At 70.7% G+C, this 7073-nt stretch carries 7 protein-coding genes; 1 reads left to right on the top strand and 6 read right to left on the bottom strand.

What is annotated here, in order from left to right; translation table 11 throughout:
- Nucleotides 1-126 precede the first annotated feature (126 nt).
- The 5 genes from mltG to fabD all read right to left on the bottom strand — a co-directional run bounded on the left by mltG (nt 127) and on the right by fabD (nt 4602).
- On the bottom strand, nt 127-1149 hold the full coding sequence (gene mltG, locus ABS78_RS12195) for an endolytic transglycosylase MltG (RefSeq protein ID WP_363083146.1): 1023 nt from the start codon (nt 1147-1149) through the stop codon (nt 127-129).
- 24 nt (nt 1150-1173) lie between these two features.
- Nucleotides 1174-2454, bottom strand: a complete 1281-nt coding sequence (fabF, locus tag ABS78_RS12190; protein ID WP_293379196.1) for a beta-ketoacyl-ACP synthase II — start codon at nt 2452-2454, stop codon at nt 1174-1176.
- Between the two features lie 88 nt (nt 2455-2542).
- Nucleotides 2543-2782, bottom strand: coding sequence for an acyl carrier protein (locus tag ABS78_RS12185; RefSeq protein ID WP_068877152.1), 240 nt, complete (start codon nt 2780-2782; stop codon nt 2543-2545).
- A 123-nt stretch (nt 2783-2905) separates the two neighbouring features.
- Nucleotides 2906-3646, bottom strand: a complete 741-nt coding sequence (fabG, locus tag ABS78_RS12180) for a 3-oxoacyl-[acyl-carrier-protein] reductase (protein ID WP_293379193.1) — start codon at nt 3644-3646, stop codon at nt 2906-2908.
- Between the two features lie 11 nt (nt 3647-3657).
- Nucleotides 3658-4602, bottom strand: coding sequence for an ACP S-malonyltransferase (gene fabD, locus ABS78_RS12175; RefSeq protein ID WP_293379190.1), 945 nt, complete (start codon nt 4600-4602; stop codon nt 3658-3660).
- Nucleotides 4603-4702: 100 nt separating this feature from the next.
- Here fabD and ABS78_RS12170 point away from each other — a divergent pair, with 100 nt between their 5' ends.
- Nucleotides 4703-5782 (top strand): zinc-binding dehydrogenase, encoded by a 1080-nt coding sequence (locus ABS78_RS12170; RefSeq protein ID WP_293379187.1) that lies wholly within the window; start codon nt 4703-4705, stop codon nt 5780-5782.
- Nucleotides 5783-5795: 13 nt separating this feature from the next.
- On the opposite strand, the gene ABS78_RS12165 is transcribed toward ABS78_RS12170, so the two are convergent.
- Entirely contained in the window at nt 5796-7028 is a 1233-nt protein-coding gene (locus ABS78_RS12165) for a tetratricopeptide repeat protein (RefSeq protein ID WP_293379184.1), read from the bottom strand.
- Nucleotides 7029-7073: the final 45 nt, after the last annotated feature.

Here is a 7073-nt window from a genome sequence, read left to right as displayed (position 1 = left end):
GAACGCGAACGAACGCGAATAGGCCTCGGCCCGGCCACAGCCCCGTTCGCGTTCGTTCGCGTTCGTTCGCGGTTCGACTGGCCGCCTCGCGGCCCCTTTTCCGCGCCCTTCCGCGTTTTCCGCGGTTTATTTTCCCGCCGCCGCCGCGCGCTGGCGTTCGATGGCGCGCCAGCGTTCCACGTTCTTCTGGTGGTCGGGATAGTTGGTCGCGAACGCGTGCCCCCCCGTCCCGTCGGCCACGAAGTAGAGTTCGTCCGACCTTGGGGGGTTCAGCACCGCCGCCAGCGCGTCGCGCCCCGGGTTGGCGATCGGCGTCGGGGGCAGGCCCGGGATGCGATAGGTGTTGTAGCCCGTGTCGCCCGCCAGTTCCGAGGCGCGGATGCCGCGCCCCAGCGGCCGCCCCCTGGTCAGGCCGTAGATGATCGTGGGATCGCTCTGGAGCGGCATGCCGATCCGCAGCCGGTTGACGAACACCGCCGCCACCCGCGGTCGCTCGGCCGCGACCCCGGTCTCCTTCTCCACCACCGAGGCCAGGATCACCGCCTCGTGGGGCGTCTTCAGCGGCAGGTCGGGCTGGCGCTTGGCCCACAGCTCGGCCAGCAGCCTGTCGTGGGCGGCGCGCATCCGGGCGACCACCGCCTCGCGCGGCTCGTCCCGCTGGAAATCGTAGGTGTCGGGCAGGATCGCGCCCTCGGGCGGCTCGACCACCGTCCCGCTCAGCGCCGGCTCGGCGTTCAGGGCGTCCACGACCATGCCGCTGGTCCAGCCCTCGGGGATGGTGATGGCGCGCCGGATAACCTTGCCGGCCCGGATGTCGGCCAGCACGCGCGACATGGGAGCGCCCGAGGCGAACTCGTACTCGCCGGCCTTCAGGCTGGACGCGGCCCCGGTCAGCCGGGCGGCCAGGGTGAAGAGGCCTGCCGAGGTGACGACGCCGGCGTCCTCCAGCGTGCGGCCGATGACGCCGACGCCGGAGCCGCGCGCCAGCATGACCGTCGTCGTCTCGCCCGAGGCCGCGCGGGGGCCGGGGCCCAGGTAGGTCCAGGCCCCCGCCAGCGCCAGCAGCAGCGCCACGCCGGCCGCGATCATCGCCCCGCCGCCGGCGGCCCGGCGGCTGATTCGGCGCGCGCGGCCTCCCGGACGGCTCACGGAGCTGGGCTCACGGGGCTGGGCTCACGCGTACTTCTTGAAGATCACCGCCGCGTTGGTGCCGCCGAAGCCGAAGCTGTTCGACATGGCCGCGTCGATCTTCATCGGCTTGGCCTTGTGGGGCACCAGGTCCAGCACCGTCTCGACGTCGGGGTTGTCGAGGTTGATGGTCGGCGGGGCGATCTGGTCGCGGATGGCCAGGATCGTGAACGCCGCCTCGATGGCGCCGGCGGCGCCCAGCAGGTGGCCGGTCATCGACTTGGTGGACGACATGGCCTTGCCCGGCGCGGCGTCGCCCAGCAGGCGCTCGACGGCCCCCAGTTCGATGCCGTCGGCCATGGTCGAGGTGCCGTGGGCGTTGATGTAGTCGATGTCCGAGGCGGCGAGGCCCGAGTCCTTCAGCGCCGCCTTCATGGCGCGATATCCGCCGTCGCCGTCTTCCGAGGGCGCGGTGATGTGGAAGGCGTCGCCCGAGAGGCCGTAGCCGGCGACCTCGGCGTAGATCTTCGCGCCCCGCGCCTTGGCGTGCTCCAGCTCCTCCAGCACCAGGACGGCGGCGCCCTCGCCCATGACGAAGCCGTCGCGGTCCTTGTCGTAGGGCCGGCTGCCCTTCTCGGGGGCGTCGTTGAACGAGGTGGCCATGGCGCGGCAGGCGATGAAGCCGGCGATGCCCACCGGCACGATGCTGGCCTCGGCCCCGCCGCAGATCATCACGTCGGCGTCGCCGTACTTGATCAGCCGCGCCGCGTCGCCGATGGCGTGGGCGCCGGTGGCGCAGGCCGTCACCACCGCGTGGTTGGGGCCCTTGTAGCCGTAGCGGATCGAGACCTGGCCCGAGACCAGGTTGATCAGCGACGAGGGGATGAAGAAGGGGCTGACCTTGCGGGGGCCGCGCTCGTGCAGCTCGATGGCCGTCTCGGCGATGGTGCCCAGGCCGCCGATGCCCGAGCCGATCATCACGCCCGTGCGCTCGCGGCTCTCTTCGTCCTCGGGCGTCCAGCCGGCGTCCCTCACGGCCTCGTCAGCCGCGGCGATGCCGTACAGGATGAAGTCGTCGACCCGGCGGCGGTCCTTGGCCGACAGGGTCTTGTCGGGGTCGAAACTGCCTTCGACATCCGGACCGCCGCCGCCGCGTCCGTCGACCCGCGGGGCCTCGAACGCGATCTGGCAGGCGTAGTCCGTGGTGTCGAACGCGGTGATCCGCCCCGCGCCGGACTGGCCGGCCAGGATCTTCTTCCAGGTCAGCTCGGTCCCCTGCCCCAGGGGGCTCAGGATTCCGATGCCGGTGACGACGACTCGACGCATGTGCAGCCCTCGAAAACAAAGCCGCCGCGCCACCAGGTTCGACCCAGGGACGCGGCGGCTGTCGATTCTAGGATAGGTTGAGCGCGCCTCAGCCGCCCAGGCGCTCCTGGATGAACTTCACGGCGTCACCCACCGTCTGGATGTGCTCGGCGGCGTCATCCGGAATCTCGATATCAAACTCTTCTTCGAACGCCATCACCAGCTCGACGTTGTCGAGGCTGTCGGCGCCCAGGTCGTCGATGAAGCTGGCCTTCTCGGTCACCTTCTCCGGATCCGCGTCGAGGTGTTCGATCACAATCTTGCGGACGCGTTCAAGGACGTCGGACATTCGTAAGGTCCCTCAGGGGTTAGTCAGGTCTCTGCATCGGCGACGGCGACGGCGAAGTCAACTGCCGCTTCGGTGTTCGAATTCGCCGCGGCGGGTAGCACGTTCCCACCGGACTGGCGAGCGTCAGATCATAGCCATTCCGCCGTTCACGTGCAGGGTCTGACCCGTCACGTAGCCGGCCTCGTTCGAGGCGAGATAGGCGCACGCCGCCGCCACATCCGCGCCCGCTCCGAGCCGGCCGGACGGAATCGTGGAGAGGATCGTCGCCTTCTGCTGCTCGTTGAGCGCGTCGGTCATCGGGCTCTCAATGAACCCCGGAGCCACGCAGTTTACGGTAATACCCCGCGAGGCGACTTCTTGGGCCAGAGCCTTGGAGAAGCCGATCATGCCGGCCTTTGAGGCGGCGTAGTTCGCCTGGCCCGGATTGCCTGTCACGCCGACCACAGAGGTGATGCCGATGATTCGGCCGAAGCGGCGCTTCATCATACCGCGTATGCACGACCGGCTGAGCCGGAAGTAGCTCTCCAGGTTGACCTTCAGGACGGTCTCCCAGTCCTCGTCCTTCATGCGCATCAGCAGGCCGTCGCGGGTGATTCCAGCGTTGGCCACCAGGATGTCTGCGGGCGCGCCGGCCGCCGCCTCGGCGGCCTCTACGAGGCCATCCACCGCATTGGGGTCCGAAAGGTTTGCGGCGGCCACCGAGACGCGCTCGCCCAGGCTTGCGGCCAGGTCTCGGAGCACCGCCTCGCGGGTGCCGGAAAGCACGACATGCGCGCCCTGGGCGTGCAGGGTGCGGGCGATCTCGGCGCCGATGCCGCCGGTTGCGCCGGTGACGAGGGCGGTTCTGCCGCTGAGGTCGAACATACCGGTCTCCTTCAGAGCGACTTGGCGAAGGCTTCGAGGTCGGTCGGCGCGTTCAGCGGCGTGGCCTCGGCGTCTGGGGCGATGCGTTTGGCCATGCCCGAAAGAACCTTGCCGGCGCCGGCCTCCGCGAATCGGGTGACGCCGCCCGACCCGGCCATCCAGGTCATGCTTTCGCGCCAGCGGACCCGGCCGGTGACCTGTTCGACGAGCAGGCGGCGGATGGCCTCGGGATCGTTGGTCGGCGCGGCGGTGACGTTGGCCACGACCGGCGCGCGCGGCGCCACGATGGCCGCCGCCGCCAGCGCCTCGGCCATCTCGTCGGCAGCAGGCTGCATCAGGGGACAGTGGAACGGCGCCGAGACGTTCAACGGGATCGCGCGGGCGCCCAGTTCCTTGGCCTTCTCGATGGCACGGTCCACGGCGGCCTTCTCACCCGAGATCACGACATTGCCCTGGTTGTTGTCGTTGGCCACGACGCAGACACCCACCTCGGCGCCGGCCTTCGCGGCCTCCTCGGCCAGGGCCAGATCGGTCTTGGGGCCGATCAGCGAGGCCATGGCGCCCTGCCCCACCGGCACGGCCCGCTGCATGGCCTGGCCGCGCAGCTTCAGCAGGCGGGCGGTATCGGCAAGTCCCAGGGCGCCCGCCGCGGCGAGCGCCGAATATTCGCCCAGGCTGTGGCCGGCCACGAAGGCGGCCTTTTCCACACCCACGCCGAACTCCCGCTCCAGCGTCCGCATCACCGCCACGCTGACGGCCATCAGCGCCGGCTGGGCGTTCTCGGTCAGGGTGAGCTGGTCCTCCGGGCCGTCACGCATCAGCACGGACAGCTTCTGGCCCAGCGCGTCGTCCACTTCCTGGAACACCTCGCGCGCGGCGCCGAACGCCTGGGCAAGATCCTGACCCATGCCAACGGCCTGACTGCCCTGGCCCGGAAAAATGAAGGCGAGGCTCATGGCGTCCCGCTCCCTGGTGATTCAGCGGCGCGAGGGTTAGGGGATAGCGGCGGCAGGCACAAGAAAGACCGATGGCGAAGACCAACGGCGAGGAGGATGCATGAAGGCGGTGATCCGACGTGACAGGCGACTGGTCTGCGACGAGATCGCCGACCTGAGACCCGCCGAAGGACAGATCCTGGTGAAGACCCTGGCGTGCGGCATCTGTGGATCGGACCTGCACGCCCTGCATCACATGGAACACATGATCGGCCTGTCCCGGCGCGGCGGCGCGCCCGACAACGGCTTCGATCCCACGGCGGACACCGTCTTCGGCCACGAATTCTGCGTCGAGGTTCTCGATCATGGGCCGGGCTCTCCCAAGGCGCTGAAGGCCGGGACGCGGGTCGTCAGCGTACCGGTCACCCTGCACGGCGGCGGCGTCGAAGCCCTCGGCTTCTCAAATCGCCTGCCCGGCGGGTTCGCCGAGCAGATGCTGCTGACCGAAGCGATGGTGCTGGAGGTCCCCAACGGCCTGCCCACCGACAAGGCGGTCCTGACCGAGCCCTTTGCGGTCGGAGCCCACGCGGTCGCCAAAGCTCGTCTGGAGCCGAGGTCGGTCTCGCTGGTGGTGGGCTGCGGTCCGGTCGGCCTCGCGGTCATCGCCGCCCTCAAGGCCCAGGGTCACGGTCCCGTGATCGCGGCCGACTTCTCGCCGCGCCGTCGGGCCGCCGCCGAGACGATCGGCGCCGACGTGGTGGTCGATCCCGCCGTCGAGAATCCCCACAACCGCTGGGAAGCCCTCGGGACGCCGCGGGCGCGCGCCGACCAGAGCATGATGGCCATGATGGGCAATCCCGTCGCCCGTCCCGTGGTGTTCGAGTGCGTGGGCTCGCCCGGCGTGCTCCAGGGGCTGATCGAGGCCGCGCCGGCCGGCGCCCAGATCGTGGTGGCCGGGGTCTGCATGGAAACAGACCGCATCGAGCCTTCCATCGCCATCACCAAGGAAATCGAGCTGACCTTCGTCTTCGGCTACACGCCGGAGGAATTCGCCCTGACCCTGCGTCAGCTCGCGGAAGGCGTGATCGATGTCACGGGCCTGGTCACCGGGGAGGTGGACCTGAATGGCGTGGCAGGCGCGTTCGAGGCGCTGGGCGACCCGGAGACGCACGTCAAGATCCTGGTGCGGCCCAACGGCTGAGCCGGCGCCCGGCTCAAGGCTGCTCAGGATGATCCTTGCGCCAGGCGGCGACGGCGGTCGCATAGCCGGCTGACGAAGCGCCGTCGATCGGGCCGAGGTAGTACCCCCGCCGCGCCAGGAACGCCTGACTCTCGGCGATGGTGGCGGCCGGCGGCACGATCGGGGCGGCTGCATCCGGCGAAAGCGCGCCGGGCTGGAAGGCCGCCACGTCGCGGTCCAGGCCGGCCCGCTCGGCCGGCGCCAGACGGGCCTCGACCTCGATCTGCTTTTCGCGCGCGGCGATGTCTCCGGCGTTGGCCGCCAGCGACAGCCAGCGATAGGCCTCGCGAAGGTTGCGCGGCACGCCCTGCCCGGCTTCGTAGAGCAGACCGAGATTGTACTGGGAGTCCACGACGCCGCGCTCGGCGGCGCGCCGGAACCAGGCCGCCGCCTCGGCCGGGTCGCGCGGCCCGCCTTCTCCCGCCATGAGGAAAAGGCCCAGGTTGTGCATGGCCATCCTGTCGCCGCCTCCCGCGGCCCGGCGGGTCCACATCCTCGCCGCCGACAGGTCGCGCGGCAGTCCCGCCCGGCCGGTCTCATAGAGCCCTGCGAGCAGGAGTTGAGCGCGGGGATCGTTCGCCTGCGCCAGGCCGTTCAACCGGGCCAACGCCTGCGGATCGCCTCTCTGAAAGGCCTCGGCGGCCGCTTCGTAACCGTCGGACGCCGGGCCGGGCGACACGGGCGGCGCGGCTCGCAGGACCGGGCCGGCCGGGACCGCCGCGGACAGCGCCGCCGACGGTCCGTTGGACGTGCCCAGGCCCTTTCGCACCACATCGGGCGAAGCTGGCGCGGATGGCATGTCGCTTGCCGCTTCGGGACCGTGAAGACCGAACGCCACCGCTGCCGCCGCCATGGCCGCCAACAGCGCCGATGACGTCGAAGCCGCCATCACGGCGCGGAGGGGCCAGGGCTCGGACCAGGGATCGCGCCGCGACGCGTTCACGACCGCCCCGCCGCGGAGCGTAGCCGAATCCAGCCTTGCGGCCAGCGCCGCCACGGCCGCCAGCACAGCCGTCTCATGATGCGTCACTCGCGCCGCAAGCAGCTCGAGCGCCTGGGCCAGAGCGCGGGCGGTCTCCTGAGACATCGCGTCTCCATCACCGCCGAGGCGCCGCTCCACCGCGGCCAGCACGCGGCGAAGGTCGTCCGGCGGCTCCGCCGCCAGCCCCCCTTCCCCGTCGTGGGGCCATGCGCCGTCCGCCGCCATCGCTCGTCCCGCCAGCGGCCATGCGCCCGCCTTGAGCCAGCCTAC

It is taken from the genome of Phenylobacterium sp. SCN 70-31 (assembly GCF_001724605.1).
Lineage (GTDB): Bacteria > Pseudomonadota > Alphaproteobacteria > Caulobacterales > Caulobacteraceae > Phenylobacterium.
Note: the sequence above shows the minus strand (reverse complement) of the source record. Positions and strands in the feature narration are given on the sequence as shown.